This window comes from Pseudomonas sp. EggHat1 (genome assembly GCF_014892995.1).
GTDB classification, from domain to species: domain Bacteria; phylum Pseudomonadota; class Gammaproteobacteria; order Pseudomonadales; family Pseudomonadaceae; genus Aquipseudomonas; species Aquipseudomonas chaetocerotis.
Genome location: NZ_JACKQK010000013.1, coordinates 25,952 through 47,796 on the forward strand (window position 1 = coordinate 25,952; position 21,845 = coordinate 47,796).

Sequence of the window (21,845 nt, forward strand, 5' to 3'; positions counted from 1 at the left end):
GGATGCAATCCGGGGCTGATCACGCTGCCTCCCCGGATTGCATCCGGGCTACGGGCTGAAGCCCATGCAAAACCCCGCCAGCCAACCCGGCATCCATATCGCCCTCGGCGAGCTGATCGACATGCGCCACAAGGTGCATGAGGTGCCGCTGTTCTCGACACCTGCCCGGCGCAGCCCGTTGATCGGCCTGCACCACTCCAAGCTGCGCGGTCGCGGCGTGGACTTCGACCAGGTGCGCGTTTACCAGCCGGGCGACGACGTGCGCACCATCGACTGGCGCGTCACCGCACGCACCCAGGAGCCGCACACCAAGCTGTTCCACGAAGAGCGCGAACGCCCCATCTTCATCATCACCGAGCAGAGCCAGCGCCTGTTCTTCGGCTCCGGCCAGTGCTTCAAGTCAGTGCTGGCCGCACGCGCCGCAGCGCTGATCGGCTGGGCCGCGCTGGGCCATAACGACCGCATCGGCGGCCTGGTGTTCGCCGATAACGACCATCACGAAGTCAAACCACGGCGCAGCAAGCAGAGTCTGCTGCAACTGCTCAACCTGCTGGCCCGCGCCAACCAGGCGCTCGGCCCGGAGAGCCAGGCCAACACCGGCCGCGACAACTTCGGCCTGGCCCTGCGTCGCGCTCGCGAAGTCCTGCGCCCGGGTAGCCTGGTGATCGTGCTGTGCGATGAGCGCGCCCTCAGCGATAACGCCGAACAGCAGTTGACCCTGCTCGCGCGCCATACCGATCTGTTGCTGCTGCCGCTGTCCGACCCGCTCGATCACGCCCTGCCGGCCGCCGGCCTGCTGCGCTTTACCCAGAACGGCGCACAGCTGGAGCTCGACAGCCATAATGCTGACCTGCGCCAGGCCTATCGCGCCCAGGCCCAGGCCCGTGAAGCACGCTGGCAGCGCCTGACGCAGAAGCTCGGTGTGCCGCTGCTGCCGCTGAGCACCCAGTTCGAACTGGTCGAGCAATTGCAGGAACAGCTCAGCACCCTGCATTCGAGAAAGTCGCTATGAACCCCATCGACCAGTTGCAGCCGCTGATCGATCCGCCCGCCGTACTCTGGTGGCCGCCGGCTCCGGGCTGGTGGTTGCTGGCCGTGCTGCTGCCACTGCTCGGCTGGGGACTGTGGCGTTTGCTGCGCAACTGGCGCCGACGCGCACCCAAGGAGGCTACGCAGCAGCCACTCGACCCGCTGCGCCAGGCGGCGCTCGATGAACTGTCGCGCTTGAGCAAACCTTATGACGGCGCCCCGGCTGGCCCCTGGCTGCAGCAGCTCAACGCCCTGCTCAAGCGCCTGTGCCGCGAACGCTATCCCGAGAGCGCCAGCCACACCCTAAGCAGCCGCGCCTGGCTGGCGTTTCTCGATAACCGCTGCCCAGCGGCGGGCCTGACCCGCTGGATGATCCTGGTCGATGGCGGCTACAGGCCACAGTGCACCCTGAGCGACAAAGCCATCGTGGAGCTCGATCAGGCCATCGCCATCTGGATTCGCAAGCATGTTTGAGTTCGCCTGGCCCTGGGTCTTTCTGCTCGCGCCGCTGCCCTGGCTGCTGCGCCTGCTGCTGCCGCCAGCCGACAGTGGCGACGCAGCGCTGCGCGTCGGTTTTCTCGACGAGCTGCAGGCCCTGAGCGGGCGCCGCGCCCGCGCCGCTCTGCCCAGCTGGCGTCAGCAAGCCCCGCTGGTGCTGCTCTGGTGCCTGCTGCTGTGCGCCGCTGCCCGGCCGCAGTGGGTCGGCGCCCCCCTGCCACTGCCCGCCAGCGGCCGCGACCTGCTGCTGGCGGTGGATGTCTCCGGCTCCATGGATTACGCCGACATGCAGTGGGACGACGAGCCCATCAGCCGCCTGGAACTGGTCAAACGCCTGCTCGGCGATTTTATCGAAGGCCGCCGTGGTGATCGGGTCGGCCTGATCCTGTTCGGCAGCCAGGCTTATCTGCAGGCACCGCTGACCTTCGACCGCCATACGGTACGCACCTGGCTGGACGAAGCCATGATCGGCATCGCCGGCAAGAACACCGCCATCGGCGATGCCATCGGCCTGGCAGTGAAACGCCTGCGCCAGCGCCCGGCGCAAAGCCGCGTGCTGGTGCTGATCACCGACGGCGCCAATAACGGTGGCGAGATCGATCCGATGGTGGCCGCGCAACTGGCCGCCGATGAAGGCGTGCGCATCTATGCCATCGGCATCGGCGCCGATCCGCAGCAAAGCGGTGCCTTCGGCAGCTTCGGCTTCAGCGCCCTGGATCTGGACGAAACCAGCCTGCGCGCGATCACTGACGTCACGGGTGGGGAGTATTTCCGCGCGCGCGATCAGGCCGAGCTGCAGCAGATCGAACTGACCCTCGACCGCCTCGAGCCGGTCGCCCAGCAACCGACCCTAGCCCGCCCGGCCCTGGCGCTCTATGCCTGGCCGCTGGCGCTGGCGCTACTGGGCTCGCTGTTACTGGTCGGCCAGATACTGTGGCCTGACCTGCTGCAGCGGCTGCGGAGGCGTGCATGAGCCTGCTCTGGCCTGAGTGGCTGCGCCCACTGTGGCTGCTGGCCGTGCCGTTGCTGGCCTGGTTGCTCTGGCGCCTGTGGCATCGCGAGCGTCAGAGCGGACGCTGGCAACTGCTGTTGCCGGCGGCGTTCCATCAGGTGCTGCTCAAGGGGGGCAGCGGCCGCTCCAGCAAGCTGCCCTGGCTGGCGCTCGGCCTGGCCTGGCTGCTGGCCGTACTGGCGCTGCTCGGGCCCAGCTGGCAGCGCGTCGAGCAGAGCAACCAGAAACCTGCCGACCCACTGTTGATAGTGCTCGAACTGACACCGCAGATGCTCGCCACCGACGGCCGCCCCAATCGACTGGAGCAGGCCCGGCGCAAAGTGTTCGACCTGCTCGAAGCGCGTCGCGATACGCAGACGGCGATCATCGTCTACGCCGGCAGCGCGCACAGCCTGGTGCCACTGTCCGATGACCTGGCCACCAGCCGTAACCTGCTGGAGGCACTGAAACCCTCACTGATGCCGGAGCCGGGGCGGCGCGCCGATCTGGCTGTGGCCCGCGCACTGCAACTGCTCGACCAGGCGCAACTGGGCCAGGGTCGCCTGCTGCTGATTACCAGCGCACTTGATGAAGAGGAACGCAGCGGCATCCAGCAAGCGCTGGAGAAACGCTCGGTACCGCTGCTGATTCTCGGCGTGGGCAGTCGCGAAGGCGCGCCGGTGGTGCAGGAAGACGGCAGCTTCCTCAAGGATTCGCGCGGCGCCATCCTGATTCCACGCCTCGATGCGCGCGGCCTGCGGGAAACCGCTGAAGCCCATGGCGGCCGCTATGCGCCGATCCGCCTGGACGACGATGACCTGCGCCGCCTGGGCCTGCTCGACGGCCCGCAGGCCATGCGCGCAGCGGGTGAGCCGACACAGCTCGACAGTCATGTCGACCAGGGCTACTGGTTCCTGCTGCCACTGCTGTTGCTCGCCGCCTGCGCCGGTCGTCGCGGCTGGCTGTTCTGCCTGCCATTACTGCTGATGCTGCCGCCACAGAGCAGCCATGCCTTCGAATTCGACGACCTCTGGCTGCGCCCTGATCAGCAGGGCCAGCGCCTGCTGCAGACGCAACGTCCGGCCGAGGCCGCGCAACGCTTCGTCGATCCGCAGTGGCAAGGCAAGGCGCTTTACGAGGCCGAGGATTATGCCGCCGCCGCAGAGCGTTTCGCCAAGGGCGACAGCGCAGCCGATCATTACAATCGTGGCAATGCCCTGGCCAAGGCCGGCGAACTGGAGGCCGCGCTGGATGCCTATGAGCAGGCCCTGGAGCGCCAGCCGGAGCTGGCCGCGGCACAGCAAAACAAGGCGTTGGTGGAGCAAGCGCTGCGTCAGCGCGAAAATCAGCAGCAATCCGGCGAGGATGATTCGGCCGAGCAGCCGGAACAAGCCAACGAGCAATCGCAGCCGAATGAATCGTCGGCCGGCCAGCCCGCCGAGAGTACTGCCACGCAGCCCAGCCAACCAGGCAGTGTTGGCGAGAACAGTGAAAACAGCGAAGTACAGGGCAGCGCCAATGGCGCCGGGGAAGACACCCAACCCAGCACCAGCAGTGAACCCCCAGGCGACGCCAAGCCCGTTGAGCAACCCCTAACGGAAGCCGATCTGGGCACGGCGGCCGAACGCCGACAAGCGCTGGAACAATGGCTGCGGCAGATCCCGGATGACCCGGCCGAACTGCTGCGGCGCAAATTCTGGTATGAACAGCAACAGCGTCAGGACTCGAATCGATGAAGCGTCTGGTCTTCCTGCTTCTTCTAGTGCTCGCGGGGCAGGCCCATGCCGAAGCCTTTTTCGCCAGCGTCGACCGCACACGCCTGAGTGAAGGCGAAACCGTGGTGCTGACGCTGGAATCGACCGACCCGACCCGCTTCGGCCGCCCCGACCTGAAGCCGCTGGAGGAAGACTTCGAGGTGCTTGGCAGCCGCCAGGTCAATCGCCTGAGCAGCATCGGCGATACGCCGCGCGCCAGCACTCGCTGGATCCTGACCCTGCAGCCACGGCGCAACGGCGAAGTGACGATCCCTGCGATCCGCCTGGAAGACGCCGAAACCCTGCCGATCACGCTGACCGTCGAGGCAGCCGTCAGTGCCGGCAATGGCGAACAGCTGGCACCGGTATTCATCGATGCCAGCCTCGATCAGGAGGATGTCTACGTTCAGGCCCAGGCCGTGCTGACCCTGCGCATCTACCACTCGGTGTCCATGTACGACGACAGCAGCCTGACGCCCCTGCGCATAGCGGATGCGCGTGTCGAACAACTGGGCGAACCCCGCACCTACGAGAAGAGCATCGGTGGCGTGCTGCACGGCGTGATCGAACTGCAGTACGCCATCTATCCGCAGCGCAGCGGCCAACTGCTGATCCCGGGCCAGACCTTCAGCGCGACCCTGGTCGACCGCTCGCGCAACAACGACTTCCTGCCTTTCGGACCGCGCGCGGGCAAGGTCTCGCGAGTCAAATCACCGGACATTCCTCTACAGGTCAAACCCAAGCCGGCGGACTACCCGGCTGACGTGCCCTGGCTACCGGCGCGCGCCCTGGGCCTGGCGGAAACCTGGAACCCGCAACCGGAGCAGAGCCAGGTCGGCGATTCCCTGACCCGCCGCCTGATTCTCAAGGTCGATGGCCTCTCCAGCGCTCAACTGCCGCCATTACCGGCGACCCAGGTCGACGGCCTGCGGCGCTACCCAGATCAGCCGCAGATGAGCGACCAGAAGAGTGAGAACGGCATCATCGGCACCCGCGAAGAACGCGAGGCGCTGGTGCCCAATCGCAGCGGCAGTTTCGATCTGCCGCCGCTGGAAGTGATGTGGTGGAACACCCAGACCGACACGCTGGAGCGCACCACCCTCTCCGCCCGTACGCTGCAGGTCGCGGAGAACCCGCAACTGCACAACGACGAGCAACCCAACACGCCGATGGTAACGACCCAGGTCATCGAGGGGCCGCAACTGTGGCCATGGCAGCTGGCCTGCGCTGTGCTGAGCCTGACCACGCTGCTCGGCTTCGGCTTGTGGTGGCATGCCCGCAGGCAACCGGCGATCCAGCGCGCGGCGCAGAACGGCCCCAGCCCACGCACGCTGCTCGACGACATCAAGCGCGCCTGCCAGGCCGGCGATGCCCAGGCCACTCGTCATGCACTCGACGCCTGGGCTCGCCAACAGCCGGAAACCCTCGCCGATATGGCCGCGCGCTACGTACCGCTGTCGGACGCGCTGGACGGTCTCAACGGCGCGCTGTACAGCGAAGTTGGCCAGCAATGGCAAGGCGAGGAGCTGTGGAAGGCGATTCGCAACCTGCCTGCCGCACAGGAGCCAAGCGCAGCGCCGCAGGAAAGCAGCGCGCTGCCGCCGCTGTACCCGCGCTAGGCGCGCGATGGGCTTGCAGGATACGCAGTTCGAGGCGTGCAAGTGGTAGGGTGGGCTTTAGCCCACCAATAGCGGCTGACCTTGGTGGGCTGAAACGGATCGCCGCCCGGCCCACCCTACGTACTGCCGACGAAGCCCCGGACTTCATCCGGGCTACAGACTGATTGACCTCCTCACCCCCGGTGCGCATGGCGCACCGCCCTATCGGGACATGAGACTGGATCGGGCAAGAACGCTCAACGAAACAGTCTGATTGACCTCCTCATCCCCGGTGCGCATGGCGCACCCTACGAGGGGTGAGATGGGACCTGCCGTGCACACCCACCGCGTACGACGACGAGACACTCTCGTCACCGCCAGAGCCATAAAACAAAAAACCGCGGCCCGAGGGCCGCGGTTTTCGTTCTACGCGACAGGCATCAAGCCTTGGTGCGCATTTTCTCGGCGTTGATCAGGAAACGAGCCAGGGCCGGCAGCAACCAGATCGCACCAATCATGTTCCAGAGGAACATGAAGGTCAGCATCAGGCCCATATCGGCCTGGAACTTGATCGCCGAGAAGATCCAGGTCGCCACGCCGATCGCCAGGCAGACGCCGGTGAACAGCACCGCCTTACCGGTAGACTTGAGCGTCTCGTAGTAGGCTTCCTGCAGCGACATACCCTGGCGCAGATAGGTCTCCAGGCGGCTGTAGATGTAGATGCCGTAGTCGACACCGATACCCACCCCCAGCGCGATCACCGGCAGGGTAGCGACCTTGACGCCGATGCCCATGAACGCCATCAGTGCGTTGCCCAGCACCGACGTCAGCACCAGCGGCAGGATCACGCACAGGGTCGCAGCCAGGGAACGGAAGGTCAGCAGGCACATGATGCTCACTGCCGCGTACACCGCGATCAGCATGGTGGTCTCGGACGCCGCGATCACTTCGTTGGTAGCCGCCTCGATACCGGCATTACCGGCAGCCAGCACGACCTGCAGCTCGTCAGTGGTGTGCTGCGCGGCGAACGCTTCGGCAGCAGCCACGGCGCGCGACAGCGTCTCGGCCTTGTGATCCTCGAGGAACACCAGCACCGGTGCCACCGAGCAGTCGGCGTTGTACAGGCCGTCGGCGCGGGCGATCGAGTTGTTCAGTACGTCCTGATTGCGCGACAGGGTTTCCCATTTCAGGTTGCCCTCGTTCATGCCCTTGATCACCTGCTTGGACACGGTGACCATGGAAATCGCCGACTGCACACCCTCGGTGTTCTCCATCTTCCACATCAGCTCGTCCATGGCGGCCAGGCTGTCATAGGTAGAGCAGCCTTCAGGGCCGGTCTTGATCATGACTACCAGTACGTCGGAACTGGTCGAGTAGTTACGGATGACGAAGTCGTTGTCCAGGTTGTAGCGCGAGTCCGAGTGCAACTCCGGTGCGCCCTGATCGAGGTCGCCGATCTTCAGGTTCTGGCCGTACCAGACACCACCGGCCAGCGCCACCACGGCAACGACAACGGAGATCGGTGCAACCATCGGGTGAGCGCAGTTGGAAATGGCGCGCCAGAATGGATGGTCCTTGGCGGCCTCCTCGCGACTCTTCTTCACCGCACGGTTGCCAATACCGATATAGGAAATCACCACCGGCAGCAGAATCAGGTTGGTGAGGATGATCACCGCCACGCCCATCGATGCGCCGATGGCCAACTCGCGGATCACGCCGATGTCGATCAGCAACAAGGTCACGAAGCCAACCGCGTCGGACAGCAACGCCACCAGACCCGGGATGAACAGCTGACGGAAGGCCATACGCGCGGCAGACAGGGCGTCGGTCGCCTCACCCGATGCCATGGCGATCCCGTTGATCTTCTGCACACCGTGAGAGATACCGATGGCAAACACCAGGAAAGGCACCAGCATCGAGTAGGGGTCGAGACCAAAGCCCAGTGTATGCAGCAGACCAAGCTGCCAGATCACCGCGATCAGCGTGGTGATCACAACCGCCATGGTGCTCTTGAAGCAGTGGGTGAACCACAGCAGCAGCACGAAGGTAATGCCAATGGCCACGGCGAAGAACAGCGCCACACCGATCAGACCATCGATGAGATCACCGACCTTCTTGGCGAAGCCGATGATGTGCACCTTGACCTTGGGATTCTGCGCTTCGTATTTCTCGCGAATCTTCTCTTCCAGCTCGTGAGAGAACTTCTGGTAGTCCAGCTTGATCAGCTTGCTCTGATCATTCGGGTCCGGGTAGGACTCGAGCAGCGGAATATCGACGATGCTGGACTTGAAGTTGTTCGCCACCAGGCGCCCGATCTGACCCGACTTGAGGATGTTGCTGCGCAGATCCTCGAGACTGTCGGTGGAACCGTCGTAGGTCTGCGGGATCACTTCACCGCCGGCGAAACCTTCTTCGGTCACTTCGGTCCAGCGCACGCTCGGACTCCACAGCGACTTCAGACCGGAACGGTCGACGCCTGGAATGTAGAACGCCTCGTCATGGATCTGCCGCAGCGTTTCCATGTATTCCTTGCTGAAGATGTCACCGTCGGTGGCTTCCACCGAGATGCGCACCGTATTGCCCAGGTTGGCCAGGTCGTTACGGTGTTCGAGCATCTTCTGAATATAGGGGTGCCCCAGCGGAATCATCTTCTCGAAGCTGGTCTGCGGGCGTACCTGAGCAGCCTGATAGAACAGGAAGATGCTGATCAGCAGGCAGATCAGGATAACCGCCGGGCGATTGTTGAAAATCAGCCGCTCGAGGAAGGAAGCAGGCTGTTGTTGATGCTTGGTCATGCAAAGGCTCCCGGCTTGTTATTGTTGGCCCAGATCGGCGCCAGTCGAGGCGGCGAGGTGAACGCCGCCCTGCCCCACCAGGATCAGGTTGCCGTTATCCAGTGCAGCTACCCCGGCCAGAGAGAGGCGGTCGGGACGGTTGATCAGGCTGAAGGTCTGGCCGTGATCCTTGCTGCGCAGCACAGTGCCACCGTGCCCGACGACCGCGACGCTGCCATCGTTGAGCAGCGCGCCATCGGCCAGACCGAATTCCAGCGGACCATTGTTCGGGGTGTTGAGCGTGATCTGCTGCCAACTGTCACCGAAATCGGTGGAGCGGAACAGGTGGCCGCGCAGACCATAGGCCAACAGAGTGGCTGGCTGGTCGGTACCGATCACACCGAACAGCGAACCCTCGTAGGGCAGATCCTCGATACGCTCCCAGGTCTGCCCCCAGTCTGCGGAGCGGAACATCAGACCCAGCTCACCGACGATGAACAGACCGGAGTCCTTCACGGCGGCAATGGCGTTGAGGTGATAGGCGTCTTCGTTGTCGAGACGGTCGCTGACGTCTTCCCAGTTCTGGCCACCATCGGTGGTCTCCAGAAGCGCGCCATAAGCGCCCACGGCGTAACCGGTCTGAAGATCCTTGAACCAGATATCCAGCAGCGGCGCTTCGAGCTCGAGGTCCTCGTACTGCTTGGTCCAGGTCAGGCCGCCATCGGTGGTCGCGAGAATCTGCGCATCGTGACCGACCACCCAGCCATGCTGGGCATCGACGAAGAACAGCGACGTCATCATCTGGCGGGTCGGCACCTTGGCCTGCTGCCAGCTCTGCCCCTGGTCGTTGGAATAGAGAATGTGGCCACGGTCGCCAACGGCAACCAGGCGCTCACCGGTATTGGCCACATCGAGCAACAGGCTGTCCACGGCCTTGGGAGACTCGATGGCGTAGCCAGCATCAGCCGCAGCCGAGGTCTCGGCCTGCAAGGGTGCGGCAGCGAAAGCCAGAATGGAAAGCACACTGCACAGCGAGAGCGCTTTAGCCAGCGGCGAATGGACACGGAGCGCCGATTTGCGCGCCAGGATGGGCGCCAGACCGGACTGGGTGCGCCGCATGACGGGCTCACTCATATACCTTCCCCCTTTCTTGTTATAGGCGGTACTACTGATCACGCCCATCCTAGCGAGCTTCGGAAAGCCCTGACAATTGGCGCGACGTTATGTTTTGTTAAGGCAAAACCCGCGTGATAGAAGCCTATTCGCCAAGCTGATACGAAAAGGCCGCTACTACTGTAGCGGCCTTCGCATGAGACTACACGACTATTATCGCGTGCCGCGGCGACGCAGGGCGGCCGGTTTGAAATAACCGTCGTCGGGAGTGGCCTGGGTGAAGTCGATGGTGTTGCTCTCTTCGTTGTCCAGGTTCTGCACGTGGTAACGACGCGCCTGCAGGTCATGGAACACATCGAGTGCAGACCAGGTGGTCGGCAGGTCGTAGTAGTTCTTCAGGTAGGCGATGGAAACGCGCCACAGCTCACCACGACCGTCGTACTGATCCACCACAGCTGCCTGCCAGCTGTCCTCGTCGAGGAACAGGGTACGCTTGGAGTAGATATGGCGGGCGCCGGACTTCAGCGTGCCCTCGACGACCCACACACGGTGCAGCTCGTTACGAGTCAGAGCCGGGTTGAGGTGACCGACCTGCAGCAGATCCTTGTACTTAACGTCAGGGCTGGTGACCTTGTAGTTGTTGTACGGGATGTAGATTTCCTTCTTGCCCACCAGTTTCCAGTCATAGCGATCCGGGGCACCGTTGAACATGTCGGTGTCGTCGGCGGTACGCAGACCGTCAGCCGCAGCGATCGGGGTGTCGTAGGCCAGGTTCGGTGCACGACGCACACGGCGCTGACCAGCGTTGTAGCCCCAGGCCTGACGAGGTTCCTTGACCTGATCCAGAGTCTCGTGAACCAGTACTGCACCACCGGCAAGGCGCGCCGGGCTGGTGGTGAAGGACAGGTAGTAGAACATGATGTTGTTCAGGTCGGCGAAGGAGCCGTTCTGCAGGTAGTACTTGAACAGCGCTTCCTGCTGCGAAGTGACCAGCGAGTAGGCGCCATTGCGCTGTACTGCCACTTCCGAGGCACGACGCACGATGTAGGTACCGCGGTAGCGGGCGATGTGGTTCCACAGCGCCTCGACACCATTTTGCGGAATCGGGAACGGGATACCGCCGTAGGCATCGGAGAAGCCGTTGCCGCCATCGACCAGCTTGGCGCTGGTGGCGTTCTTCACGGTGTTGTCATAGACCCACTGCGGCGCGGAGCCGGAGCGGCGGGTCTGGTACACCGGCATCTGATAGGTTTCCGGGTAAGCCTTGAACATGGCGATCTGACCCGGCGTCAGATTGGCCTCGTACTGGCTCAGGTTGGCCGCGGTGATGGTGAACAGCGGCTTGTCTTCCGGGTACGGATTGACGTGGTGCTGGCCCGAGCGAGTGTAGCCAGCCGGTGCCTGGGTGATGCCACCGGTCCAGGCCGGAATGGTGCCGGCAGCGTTGCCAGCCTTCTCGGCGCCGAAGGGAGTCAGGGTATCGCCGAGCTTGGCGGCTTCCTGCGGGGAAACGGCAGCCAGCGCGGAACCGGCAGAAAACGCCAGCGCAACGGCTACGGCCATCAGCCTGTGCTTGTTCAGCATGGGTAATTCTCCGTGAAGAGTATTGTCGGGCGCCCGAGGGCGCCCGGCGTGTTTCTGGTTATAGGTACAGAGGGTGTTTACAAAGCAGCGAGCGAAGGCCAGGCAAGACGAAACCAGTCGAAAAAGCGGCGTGTACGAGCAGTACATGAGCATTTTGAGGCTGGTTCCAACGCAGCATGGCCGAGCGCAGCAATTTGTAGACGTCCTCTTAGAAGGAGTACTTGACGTTGAGCCCGATGTTGTCGCGATCACGCGCACCGTTGTTCTGACCAGCGCCATAGAACTCGGTGTACTGGATCTCGGCTTCCAGGCTGTTCAGGTAGCTGGCGCGCATACCGAGGGTGTACGCCTTGCGCCCTTCGATGAAGTTGCCGGTCTGGTGCGAGTTGCCTTCGAAGTCATGCTTGAACACGGCGAACGGCGACAGGTTCACGCCAGCGTAAACGTCGTTCCAGGTGCCGGAGAGCACCAGGGTGTAGCCGTAGGCGTTCTTGTTGATCTGATCGTCGCGGTCGTAGCCAGAGATATAGGAACCGTTAGCGCGGCCAGAGTAATAGCGCACGTTACCCTGGAAATCTGTGTACTTCAGATTGCTGCCACGAATATGCTCAGAACCGAGTTCAGCAACACCAAAAAGGGAGTCGAAACCCAGCGACGGCCCAAAGTTGTAGATGGTACCAACGGAAGTATTGAAAGCCTCAACACGCTCGTAGTTGCTCAAGCGACGGTTAGCAAGGCTTACCGTCTGACCACCAACTTGTACCTGTTGCCCCAACGCAATCTGTGGCGCTTGCTGGAGCACTTGCCCCAATAGGTCGTTAGTGGTGGCGATACCAATCGGCAAATTAGGGCGATAGGAGAACTCACCAAACACCGAAGCGTTTCCTACGGTAGTGTTGAAGCTAAGCCCCATCATCCGGACATCTTCGGCGTATTGCCGGCTTGCCTGAATCTGATCAGCCAAGTCTACCGAGACCAGACCACCTGCAATTTGCTGAGCAATAGCAGCCACAGCAGCGGGACTACCTGCAACCCCTGCTGCTGCTGCAGCCTGCAACGCTGCCCCCTGAACAGGTGCGCTACCAACCAGAGCGCCGAACTGCCCTGCGGTCATACCGCCATAAGCGTCGTCAAGCTGAGCATAAATCGCAGGCTCTTTAGCGTGGTAGTTAACAAAGTAGAAGCCAAACTCAGTGGAGTTTAACTCTTCCGCAATGTAGCGGAACGCCACGCCAAACTGCCCATCATTCTTAGCGTTGAGATCATTCTTGATCGAAGCGACCTTAAAAGCGTCAGGCGTGGCAAACGAACTGCCATTCAATCCGTGGGCAGGGTTCAAAACCGAGGCTTGATAGAGAGAGAGACCGCCAAGCAGAGGGTTTGGTGTGAGTGCACCGGCCAAAGCACCACTCTGGTTGTAAGCGGTATGGCCACCATCGGCAAACAAATCGGTCTCAGAGAAGTATGTGCCGACCGGATCGATAGCAGTCTCTTTCCAGTTGAACTGGTAGAAGGTTTCCATCGAGAGATTATCGGTCAAGCCGATGTTGAAACTCAGTGCCTCGACCGGCACCAGAACTTCCTTCACTTCCGCGCCGGGGAGGCGGAACTTGGCAGCATCGACCGGGTTGGTGGTGTTGATACCGCCGCGGTAGAACAGACCCTCGCCCCAGTTGAATACCTGCTTACCGAAACGACCAGAGACCGGCATATCGGCCACGTCCCAGTTGCCATAGACATAGGCGTCGAGAATCTGCGCATCGCGGCCGGCCTTGTGGCGGGTTTCACGAGTGAAGGTGTTGTCGCGCGGATAGCTTTGGCTGGGCTGAGCCGGAGTATTTGCGTCGTAGTAGTCGTTGCGCTTGTCCATGATCTGGGTGTCATAGAAAGCGGTGCCACGCACGAAAACACCGTAGTTCTGGTAGGAAGCTTCCAGATCGGTGGTGATCTTGAACACTTCGGAAACCAGGCCGGTATCGAAATTGCGATTGCCGTCGTTGGTGTTGATGTCGTTGTTGGTCTTGTCCTGACCCTGTACGCGCCACAGCTGGCCGTAGGAGACGGTGGTGTCGATGGAACCGGTGATTTCGTTGTCGGCGAAGCTGAACTCCACCGCTTGAGCCTGGGCGGCGACCAGCAAAGGCAGAACGCCAGCGAACGCAAAGCCGGCCTTGGCCGGGGCAAAACGTAGAACGGGCTTGCGGGACTTAATTTCCATCGAGACTCACTCCGTGGACAGATCATTCTTTTGGGCGATCCCGTATCCGGGTCGCGATTGCCGTACTGACGACGGCTTCTGTTTTTATTTGCAGCGACATGTTCCAGCGACCAGCGCGCGCTCGCACGCGGTCAGATCCAGCTCGGTACTGCAACCATGGTGCCAATTCAAACAGGTGTATCAGCGCAAACAGGCTTGGAAGAGCTGTTGGCCAGTTTCTTTTCGTGACTGATCAGCCACTGACCAATACGTCAGAAAAACTGGCGCACTTTGTCCTACGATCCGACGCTTTATGCCACTTACCACGCGCCTTGCGGCGCAGCAGAGGGACGAAGATCACCGCGCTGTCAAGCGACGAAGCCCGAACTTAAGTGTGCAAAGGCATAACGAATTGCATGCATATTTCATTGGGTAACAAAAAAGTGTTACCAACCAGAGATCGGTAACACTTTTTTATGGAGCAAAACCCGTTTCAGGCCTGTTGCCATTCACTCAGGCGTCGACACACCGAATCTGTAGGAGCGGCGCCCCGCCGCGAACCGGCGAGAGGGACTAAAAGTGCTTCGCCCCGAAGCGGGGGCTCCTACCAGGCCTACTTCGAGAGCTCTACCTGAACAGCATCAGCCTCAGGCCAGGCTTTTACTCACCACTTCATAGACATCGCTGGACAGCTCACCGGAGGCGAGGATGCGTTCCAGCTCGGCCTTCATCAGTGCCTGACGCGCCGAACCGTACTTGCGCCAGCGGGTCAGCGGCGCCAGCAGGCGCGAAGCGATCTGCGGATTGAGGGCATTGAGGGTGATTACCTGATCGGCGAGAAAACGATAGCCCGCCCCGTCCGCATGGTGGAAGTTGATCAGGTTCTGGTTGGCGAAGGCACCGATCAGCGCACGCACCTTGTTCGGGTTCTTCAGGGTGAAGGCTTCGTGCTGCATCAGCGCATGCACACGCTCCAGACCACCCGGCAGCGGGCAGCCAGCCTGCACGCTGAACCACTGATCCATGACCAGCGGGTTGTCCTTGAAGAAGTCGGCGAACATGGCCAGGGCCTTGCTCTGCTCCTCCTGGAACGGCGAGTTGACCAGCACGGCCAGGGCCGCCAGGCGCTCGGTCATGTTGTCGGCGTTGTCGAACTGATCGACGCAGGCCGCCAGCACTTCAGGCTTCTCGCTGAGCATCAGGTAGGACAACGCGATGTTCTGCAGGCTGCGGCGGGCGAAGTGCGCCGCCTCGGCCACGTAAGGCGTGGCCTTGGAGACTTCGCGATTGGCCTGGTAGCGCGCCCACAGCGGCGCGAACAGCACGTCGGCCAGTTCCTTGCGAGCGAACTCGCGGGCAGCGTGGATGGCTTCGACATCCGCCACCTCACTGATCTCGGTGAGATAGGCCTCGCCTGGCAGCGAGAGCATCTCCGCGACCATGGCCTGATCCAGCGACTCGTCTTCGAGCAGGGTGCGCAGCGCGGTGACCAGGCGCTGATCCAGCACCAGGGCTTCGCCACGTTGGTGCTGGCCGATCAGTTCCTGCAGGACCTGCACAGAAAGCTGCTGGCCAGCTTCCCAGCGGTTGAAGCCATCCGAATCGTGCTGCATGAGGAACATCAGCTGGTCACGGCTGTAGGGGAAGCTGAGCTTGACCGGCGCACTGAAGCCACGCAGCAGCGACGGCAGCGGCTTCTCGGCAATAGCCTCGAAGGTGAAGGTCTGCTCGGCTTCGGTCACCGACAGCACGCGACTGGTGCCCTGCGCCGCGCTTTCGCCCTGCAGGCGCAGCGGCAGCTCAAAGCCTTGGGCATCGAGCAGGCCGAGCGCCACCGGAATCACGAACGGCAGCTTCTCGCTCTGCCCCGGCGTGGACGGGCAGCTCTGGCGGAAGCTCAGGTTGTAGCGCTGCGCAGCGGAGTCATAGGCCTCGCTGATTTCCAGACGCGGCGTGCCGGCCTGGGTATACCAGCGCTTGAACTGGGTCAGATCGATACCGCTGGCATCCTCCATGGCCTTGACGAAATCGTCGCAGGTCACGGCCTGGCCGTCGTGGCGCTCGAAGTACAGGTCCGAGCCTTTGCGGAACAGCTCCGGCCCGAGCAGGGTGTGAATCATGCGCAGCACTTCCGAACCCTTCTCGTAGATGGTCAGGGTGTAGAAGTTGGAAATTTCCATGTACGCGTCCGGGCGAACCGGGTGGGCCATTGGGCCGGCGTCCTCGGCGAACTGGTGGGTGCGCAGGTAGGCCACGTCCTCGATGCGCTTGACGGTGCGCGAGTGGGTGTCTGCAGAGAACTCGCTGTCGCGGAATACGGTGAAGCCTTCCTTGAGCGACAGCTGGAACCAGTCGCGGCAGGTCACGCGGTTGCCCGACCAGTTGTGGAAATATTCGTGTGCCACCACGGCTTCGACGCGCTGATGCGCGGCGTCGGTGGCAGTCTCGGCCTTGGCCAGCACACAACTGGAGTTGAAGATGTTGAGGCCCTTGTTCTCCATGGCGCCCATGTTGAAGTCGTTGACCGCGACGATCATGAAGATGTCCAGGTCGTACTCGCGGCCGTAGACCTCCTCGTCCCACTTCATCGAGCGCTTGAGGCTGTCCATCGCGTGCTGCACCTTGTCGATGTTCTCCGGCTCGACGTAGATGCGCAGCGCCACCTCACGGCTGCTCATGGTGGTGAAGCTGTCTTCCACGCACCAGAGGTCACCGGCGACCAGGGCGAACAGGTAGGCCGGCTTCTTGAACGGGTCTTCCCAGGTTGCCCAATGACGACCGCCCTCCTCGCTGCCGCTGGCGACCGGGTTGCCGTTGGACAGCAGCACCGGGTAGGCATGCTGCTCGGCGCTGACCGTGGTGGTGAATTTGCTCATCACGTCCGGGCGGTCGAGGTAGAAGGTGATCTTGCGAAAGCCCTCGGCTTCGCACTGGGTGCAGAACATCGTGCCGGACTTGTACAGGCCCTCCAGCGCAGTGTTGCTTTCCGGGTGAATGCGCACGCTGCTGTCGACCACGAAACGTTCCTGGGTCGGCTGCAAGGTCAGGTGGCTGTCGGTGAGGCTGTAATCGCCCGCGCCCAGCTCACGGTCATCGAGCTTGAGCTCCAGCAGTTCAAGCTGCTGGCCATCCAGCACGAGCTTCGGCAGGCCAGCGCCAGCTTCGGGGTTGCGCCGCATGATGAGCTGCGCGTGCACCAGGCTGTGATCCTCGAACAACTCGAAGGTCAGGTGGGTCTCGTCGATCAGGTAGTCGGGAACCTGATAGTCCTTGAGGTAGATGGTCTTGGATTGTTCGGTGCGCATGGCTCTTGGCCTCTCATCTGCGGCGCCCCTGGGCGCCGGTGGCAATCGGGGGTCAGGCGGCGATCTCGTGGACGGCCAACTGATAGGCGGTGTACTTGCGGATATTGATCACGCCGGTGTCGAACATCAGGTACTGGCCCTTGATGCCGAGCAGAGTACCTTCGGCCAGGGGCTGCTTGTCCAGATTGAAACTGGTGATCTTGGCCGGATAGGCCTCGATGGGATAACGAATCTCCAGCACGTCGGCTGCGCTCAGCGGCTGGATGGCTTGCAGGCCGAAGCGCTGCTGCAGCTCGGTGATGCCCGAACCGCAGCTATCGAACAACTGCTCGCGAATAGCCAGCAGATCGACCGGCACGGCGTCGCCCTTGAGCAGCGCGCGCCAGTTGGTCTTGTCCGCCACCTGGCTACGCAACAGGTCCTCGACGAAACCGGACTGCTGCCGGGTGGCCACGCGCAGGATGGGCAACGCCTGGGTCGCACCCTGGTCGATCCAGCGCGTCGGCACCTGGCTGGCACGGGTGATGCCGACCTTCACACCACTGGAGTTGGCCAGGTAGACGATGTGATCGGTCATGCAGAACTGCTCGCCCCAGCTCGGCTCGCGGCAGGTGCCTGCGTCGTAATGACACTTCTCCGGACTCATGATGCAGACGTCGCATTGCGCCAGCTTCTGCATGCAGGGGTAGCAATAACCCTGGCTGAAGCTGGTCTTGGTCTTGCGCCCGCAGTGCGTGCAATGGATGGCGCCAAGGTATTCCAGGCGCAGATGCTTGCCCACCAGCGGGTTGACCGGTACTTCTTCGTCGCCAAGACGGAAGGCGTATTGCACCGGTGCGCCCAGGTGCGCCTTCATCTTGCTCAGCGAGCCACGTCCAAGTTCGGCCATCAGTGCAAGGTATCCGAGGACTTGAACAGCAGGTTCGGCACCGGCTCGGACTTGCTGCTGCACTCCTGTGGGCCCATGTAGCCGGTGCGCTCTTCCTCCGGCAGGTTCTGCACTTCCCAGGCGATCATCGCCTGCAGGCTCAACTCCTTCTGCTCCTGGGTCAGCTTGCGGCCGTCTGGCCATTTGCCGATTTCCACGGCCAGCTTGAGGCTCTCGTAGATTTCCGGGGTGATGTTCTCAATCGCATCGAGAAAGGACGACATACAGCTCTCCATTGAATCGTAGGGCGGGTGAAACCCGCCGAAACACCGCATTGGCGGGTTGCACCCGCCCTACAGGTCAAAAAGTCGAATCAAGCGCCACGTCGGGCCAGCATACCGCCAAGCAGCCCGGTCAGGCAGCCGGTGAGCAAGCCGCCGACATGCGCGGCATTGGCGATGGCGCCGAACTGCAATAACTCGAAGATGCCGGTCATGCAGATCAGCAGCCAGGCCAGCATCATCACCAGCACGCCAGGCGGTAGCCGATAGGCAGCGTTCGGTGCCAGACGCTGGTAGATCCAGCAATGCCCTAGCAGGCCATAAAGTACGCCGGACAAGCCACCGAACAACGACGGCCCGGCCCACCAGTATTGGGCGAAGTTCGATGCCAGGCCGAACAGCAGGGTCAGCCCCAGCAGGCCGATGGCGCCCTGGCGAAATTCGATGCGCCGCCCCAGCTCCCAGTACCACAGGCTGTTCATCGCCAGATGCAGCCAGCCGAAGTGGATCAGCATCGGCGTGATCAGGCGCCACCATTGACCGCTACCCAAGGTGGCATCCAGATAGGTCAGATAGATGTGCTCACCGTCGAGGCGAAAATCGACGAAGCTCAGCCAGCGAATGGTGGAAAAGTTCTCGCCCGCCAGGGTCACCGCGAAGACGATGAAGGTGGTCAGCAGCACCAGCGCCGTGACCGGGCTGCGCCGTAGCTGAGTAGCGAAACTCTCGCGTACAGGGGCGACGCTTGGGGGCAGCTCTCCGGCATCATCGCCCTGCGGGTGACGCGCGTACAGTTCACGCACCTGCTCCGCAAGCTCCTGCCCCTGCACCCATAGCACCTGCTCACCGCCCTCTTCCGCCACCCGGTGCGGTACACGCAAACGCTGCAGCAGAGCGACAAAACCGCTCAAATCGCGATCCAGCGGCAAGCGCAACACAACCACAGCCGTCATCGCGGCGCCTCCTGAGGGTCGACATCGACCCAGACGAATTTACCCGCATCCAGGCGCGTTTCCTGATCCAGACGATAAGCCACCAGGCGACCGCCAACCACCGCGCTGTAATCCAGGCAGGCCAGGTTGGGCCTGATCGGCGCCGGTTTGCCACGCCGCCAGTAATGACCGACGAACAGCAGCGGCTCGTGCGCGCCATACCTGAGCAGCTCATCCTTCTGCAGCTCGGTTAGCGGCGTCTGCGCAGCCATCTCCGGCAACGCATCGGGCTGGAAGACGATATCGCCGTAGGTCTGCGGATCCTCTTCCCAGAATTTGGTGCGAAAGTACGAGCGGGTGAAGCCGTCACCGCTGGTGAGCGTCAAGCCATGAGGCAACCGCATGTCGGTACCGCGCAGCAGGCGATCGAGTGCCATGTTGGCGAAGCTGCCGGGCACGGCAGAGGCCTGCAGGAAGTGTTCGTCGATGCAGCCATCGGGAAATTGCGCCTTGAGCGGAGTGATGAGCTCGTCATCCCAGCAGGCGTGAACGACGCGAAAGCGTCCGGCATCGATGAACAACGGCATCTCGTAGAACCAGCGCAGGAATTCGCGCCACTCCTGCGAATGATCCTCGAACTGCGCCAATGTCTCGCGCATCAGGCGCTGGTGCCGTGGGTTGTGCTCGCGCACGTACTGACGGCCACTGCCCGGCGGGGCAGGCGTGCTCCAACCCAACGCATTGAACTCGTGGTTGCCCATGATGCACAGCGCCTGACCGGCACGCACCATGTCGTGCACCAGGTGCAGGGCCTCGCGAATGCCGGGGCCGCGGTCGACCAGGTCTCCGAGGAAGATCACCATGCGCGTCGGGTGGCGCCATACGCCGCTTTGCCGGCTGTAACCCAGGCGTTCGAGCAGGCGTTCGAGGGTGCGCGCACAACCGTGGATATCACCGATCAGGTCATAGCCACGATGGGGGTCGAGGGACATTCAGTCCTGCCCTCCCAGGCGGCTGCCCCATCCGAGCTTGGTGCGGCAGACTTCATAGTAGTTGTGATCCAGCGGATGGATCAGGCGCAACTTCTGCGCCTTCTTGGCCACATGCAAGGTATCGCCCGGTGCACAGGTGAAGTGGTTCTGGCCGTCGCAGGAGACTTGCGGATAAATGGTCATGTCCGAGGACACCACCACCTTCAGCTCACTGTTGCCGTCGACCACGATGGGGCGGCTGGACAGCGTATGCGGGTACATCGGCACCACCACGATGGCATCGAGCTTGGGATGCATGATCGGCCCGCCAGCGGACAGCGCATAGGCGGTCGAACCCGTGGGTGTGGCGACGATCAGGCCGTCGGCCTTCTGGCTGCAGACGAACTGACCGTCTATATACAGCTCGAACTCGATCATTCGCGTCGACTTGCCGGGGTGCAGCACCACGTCGTTGAGCGCGTCGCCCTGGCCGATGGCTTCGCCCTGGCGGCGCACCTCAGCTTCGAGCAAAAAGCGATTCTCGGTCAGGTACTGGCCTTCAAGCACCTGTGCCACCTTGAGCTCCAGCTCGTCAGGGCGAATATCGGTGAGAAAGCCCAGGCTGCCACGGTTGATGCCCAGCACCGGCACCTTGTGCCGGGCCAGGGCGCGGGCGGCGCCGAGCATGCTGCCGTCACCACCGACGACGATCACCAGGTCGCAGACCTCGCCAAGCATCTTGCGCGAGGAGGTTTGCAGGCCGTGTCCCGGCAGCACGTCGGCGATGGTGTCCTCGAGGATCACATGCAGGTGGCGGTCGATCAGAAAGCGCTTGAGTCGCCGCACGGTTTCCAGCACCCGCGTACTACCCAGGCGTCCGATGATGCCGACATTGCGAAATTGCTCCATGGGACTCCCGCCAGACAGATAAGAAACGAAGAGGGATTATCGGCCAAAGGCCCGGGCGGCAGCAAACCAGCACTGTTACTGGGCTATGCTCGGCTCATGCACACAACCGACTCGCTCCATGATCTGCTGCTTGGCTTGCGTACCCCGGCCGTGCGTGACCTGGCCTGGGCGCTGTTCTCCCCCCCCATGCTGGGTGAGACCACGAAAGTCCAGCGTCATCCGCTACAGGCCAGTTGCTGGACACGGCAACCGCAGCGGCTGGCTGACTGGCTCGTTCAGCAGGACAACGACGCCGGCGACCTGCACGCCTGGCTGGCCGCAAAACCGGTACGCCGCCTCGGCCTCTATTATGAACGCCTGTGGCAGTTCGCCCTGCATGCTGCGCCAGATGTCGAGGTAATCGCCGCCAACCTGCCGATCCGCCAGAACGGCCAGACCCTGGGCGAGCTGGACCTGCTGCTGCGTGACGACGAAGGTGAACACCATCTTGAATTGGCGGTGAAGTTCTATCTCGGCACGGACGGCAGCGATGCCGCTGACTGGCTCGGCCCGGGCAGTCATGATCGGCTCGATCTGAAGCTGAGTCATCTCGCACAGCATCAGCTACCCCTTTCTTCGCGCCGCGAGGCACGGGGAGCGCTGAACGACCTGCAACTGGGCGAAACCCGATCCGCCTTCTGGCTCGGCGGCTACCTGTTCTATCCCTGGCCCGACGACTCCTCCCCGCCTCGCGGCGCCACGCCCGAACACTGCCGGGGGCGCTGGCTGCATCAGCGCGACTGGAATGACTTCGTCGCGACGAAGCCAGGCGCGCACTGGCAGCCGCTACCGAGATTGGCCTGGCTGGCGCCGGCGCTGGTGAATGTCGATGAGGTCTGGTCCGATGAAATGCTGAAACAGTGGCTGAGCACGTTGCGCCCGGATGCTCAGGCGCAGTTGCTGGTACGACTGGAGGAGGATCATGCCGGGGATTGGCGAGAGGCGGAGCGGATCTTTCTGGTCAACGATCAGTGGCCGACGCACTCGTAGCCCGGATTTCAT

Annotated in this window: 16 protein-coding genes; 6 read left to right on the forward strand and 10 right to left on the reverse strand. The window is 62.6% G+C overall.

Annotated elements, in window-relative coordinates; translation table 11 throughout:
- The first annotated feature begins 64 nt into the window (after positions 1–64).
- From INS93_RS18980 to INS93_RS19000, 5 genes are read left to right on the forward strand one after another with little or no spacing between them, the layout of a single operon-like run.
- Entirely contained in the window at positions 65–1,012 is a 948-nt protein-coding gene (locus tag INS93_RS18980) for a DUF58 domain-containing protein (protein WP_192984865.1), read from the forward strand.
- Positions 1,009–1,503 carry a DUF4381 domain-containing protein gene (locus tag INS93_RS18985; protein ID WP_192984867.1) on the forward strand — a complete coding sequence of 165 codons (495 nt, stop codon included), beginning with the start codon at positions 1,009–1,011 and terminating at the stop codon, positions 1,501–1,503. Before INS93_RS18980 ends, INS93_RS18985 begins: the two co-directional genes overlap by 4 nt.
- Complete coding sequence (locus tag INS93_RS18990; protein WP_192984869.1) at positions 1,496–2,500, forward strand: vWA domain-containing protein; 1,005 nt, start codon at positions 1,496–1,498, stop codon at positions 2,498–2,500. The genes INS93_RS18985 and INS93_RS18990 overlap by 8 nt, the downstream gene beginning before the upstream one ends.
- Positions 2,497–4,254 carry a VWA domain-containing protein gene (locus INS93_RS18995; RefSeq protein WP_192984871.1) on the forward strand — a complete coding sequence of 586 codons (1,758 nt, stop codon included), beginning with the start codon at positions 2,497–2,499 and terminating at the stop codon, positions 4,252–4,254. The genes INS93_RS18990 and INS93_RS18995 overlap by 4 nt, the downstream gene beginning before the upstream one ends.
- Complete coding sequence (locus INS93_RS19000; RefSeq protein ID WP_192984873.1) at positions 4,251–5,891, forward strand: BatD family protein; 1,641 nt, start codon at positions 4,251–4,253, stop codon at positions 5,889–5,891. The genes INS93_RS18995 and INS93_RS19000 overlap by 4 nt, the downstream gene beginning before the upstream one ends.
- Positions 5,892–6,310: 419 nt before the next feature.
- Here INS93_RS19000 and INS93_RS19005 read toward each other — a convergent pair whose 3' ends face one another.
- The 10 genes from INS93_RS19005 to INS93_RS19050 all read right to left on the reverse strand — a co-directional run bounded on the left by INS93_RS19005 (position 6,311) and on the right by INS93_RS19050 (position 20,804).
- The gene (locus INS93_RS19005) at positions 6,311–8,665 is read right to left on the reverse strand and encodes an efflux RND transporter permease subunit (RefSeq protein WP_192984875.1); all 2,355 of its coding nucleotides are present in this window, start codon (positions 8,663–8,665) and stop codon (positions 6,311–6,313) included.
- Positions 8,666–8,683: 18 nt separating this feature from the next.
- Positions 8,684–9,778 carry a YCF48-related protein gene (locus INS93_RS19010; RefSeq protein WP_420707330.1) on the reverse strand — a complete coding sequence of 365 codons (1,095 nt, stop codon included), beginning with the start codon at positions 9,776–9,778 and terminating at the stop codon, positions 8,684–8,686.
- Between the two features lie 192 nt (positions 9,779–9,970).
- On the reverse strand, positions 9,971–11,341 hold the full coding sequence (locus INS93_RS19015) for a DUF1329 domain-containing protein (RefSeq protein ID WP_192984877.1): 1,371 nt from the start codon (positions 11,339–11,341) through the stop codon (positions 9,971–9,973).
- 208 nt (positions 11,342–11,549) lie between these two features.
- Positions 11,550–13,559: a DUF1302 domain-containing protein gene (locus INS93_RS19020; protein ID WP_192984879.1), complete on the reverse strand. Its 2,010-nt coding sequence runs from the start codon at positions 13,557–13,559 to the stop codon at positions 11,550–11,552.
- Between the two features lie 626 nt (positions 13,560–14,185).
- The gene (gene pepN, locus INS93_RS19025; RefSeq protein ID WP_192984881.1) at positions 14,186–16,843 is read right to left on the reverse strand and encodes an aminopeptidase N; all 2,658 of its coding nucleotides are present in this window, start codon (positions 16,841–16,843) and stop codon (positions 14,186–14,188) included.
- A gap of 52 nt (positions 16,844–16,895) precedes the next feature.
- Positions 16,896–17,732, reverse strand: coding sequence for a DUF2797 domain-containing protein (locus INS93_RS19030; RefSeq protein WP_192984883.1), 837 nt, complete (start codon positions 17,730–17,732; stop codon positions 16,896–16,898).
- Positions 17,732–17,995 carry a YeaC family protein gene (locus tag INS93_RS19035; protein ID WP_074681470.1) on the reverse strand — a complete coding sequence of 88 codons (264 nt, stop codon included), beginning with the start codon at positions 17,993–17,995 and terminating at the stop codon, positions 17,732–17,734. The genes INS93_RS19030 and INS93_RS19035 overlap by 1 nt, the downstream gene beginning before the upstream one ends.
- Before the next feature lie 89 nt (positions 17,996–18,084).
- Entirely contained in the window at positions 18,085–18,945 is an 861-nt protein-coding gene (locus tag INS93_RS19040; protein WP_192984885.1) for a rhomboid family intramembrane serine protease, read from the reverse strand.
- On the reverse strand, positions 18,942–19,916 hold the full coding sequence (locus INS93_RS19045; protein ID WP_192984887.1) for a metallophosphoesterase: 975 nt from the start codon (positions 19,914–19,916) through the stop codon (positions 18,942–18,944). Before INS93_RS19045 ends, INS93_RS19040 begins: the two co-directional genes overlap by 4 nt.
- Positions 19,917–20,804 (reverse strand): NAD(+) kinase, encoded by an 888-nt coding sequence (locus tag INS93_RS19050; protein ID WP_160017516.1) that lies wholly within the window; start codon positions 20,802–20,804, stop codon positions 19,917–19,919.
- Between the two features lie 96 nt (positions 20,805–20,900).
- On the opposite strand from INS93_RS19050, the gene INS93_RS19055 reads away from it, so the two are divergent.
- Positions 20,901–21,833 (forward strand): DUF1853 family protein, encoded by a 933-nt coding sequence (locus tag INS93_RS19055; protein WP_192984891.1) that lies wholly within the window; start codon positions 20,901–20,903, stop codon positions 21,831–21,833.
- The last annotated feature ends 12 nt before the right edge of the window (positions 21,834–21,845 follow it).

Excerpts from the sequence above, each read along its gene's own strand:
- INS93_RS18985 (WP_192984867.1), top strand. The coding sequence starts at position 1,009 with ATGAACCCCATCGACCAGTTGCAGCCGCTGATCGATCCGCCCGCCGTA.
- INS93_RS19010 (WP_420707330.1), bottom strand. The coding sequence starts at position 9,778 with ATGAGTGAGCCCGTCATGCGGCGCACCCAGTCCGGTCTGGCGCCCATC.
- INS93_RS19055 (WP_192984891.1), top strand. The coding sequence starts at position 20,901 with ATGCACACAACCGACTCGCTCCATGATCTGCTGCTTGGCTTGCGTACC.
- INS93_RS19045 (WP_192984887.1), bottom strand. The coding sequence starts at position 19,916 with ATGTCCCTCGACCCCCATCGTGGCTATGACCTGATCGGTGATATCCAC.
- INS93_RS19040 (WP_192984885.1), bottom strand. The coding sequence starts at position 18,945 with ATGACGGCTGTGGTTGTGTTGCGCTTGCCGCTGGATCGCGATTTGAGC.
- INS93_RS19020 (WP_192984879.1), bottom strand. The coding sequence starts at position 13,559 with ATGGAAATTAAGTCCCGCAAGCCCGTTCTACGTTTTGCCCCGGCCAAG.
- INS93_RS19030 (WP_192984883.1), bottom strand. The coding sequence starts at position 17,732 with ATGGCCGAACTTGGACGTGGCTCGCTGAGCAAGATGAAGGCGCACCTG.
- INS93_RS18995 (WP_192984871.1), top strand. The coding sequence starts at position 2,497 with ATGAGCCTGCTCTGGCCTGAGTGGCTGCGCCCACTGTGGCTGCTGGCC.
- INS93_RS19005 (WP_192984875.1), bottom strand. The coding sequence starts at position 8,665 with ATGACCAAGCATCAACAACAGCCTGCTTCCTTCCTCGAGCGGCTGATT.
- INS93_RS18980 (WP_192984865.1), top strand. The coding sequence starts at position 65 with ATGCAAAACCCCGCCAGCCAACCCGGCATCCATATCGCCCTCGGCGAG.
- INS93_RS19015 (WP_192984877.1), bottom strand. The coding sequence starts at position 11,341 with ATGCTGAACAAGCACAGGCTGATGGCCGTAGCCGTTGCGCTGGCGTTT.
- INS93_RS18990 (WP_192984869.1), top strand. The coding sequence starts at position 1,496 with ATGTTTGAGTTCGCCTGGCCCTGGGTCTTTCTGCTCGCGCCGCTGCCC.
- INS93_RS19000 (WP_192984873.1), top strand. The coding sequence starts at position 4,251 with ATGAAGCGTCTGGTCTTCCTGCTTCTTCTAGTGCTCGCGGGGCAGGCC.
- INS93_RS19050 (WP_160017516.1), bottom strand. The coding sequence starts at position 20,804 with ATGGAGCAATTTCGCAATGTCGGCATCATCGGACGCCTGGGTAGTACG.
- INS93_RS19035 (WP_074681470.1), bottom strand. The coding sequence starts at position 17,995 with ATGTCGTCCTTTCTCGATGCGATTGAGAACATCACCCCGGAAATCTAC.
- pepN (WP_192984881.1), bottom strand. The coding sequence starts at position 16,843 with ATGCGCACCGAACAATCCAAGACCATCTACCTCAAGGACTATCAGGTT.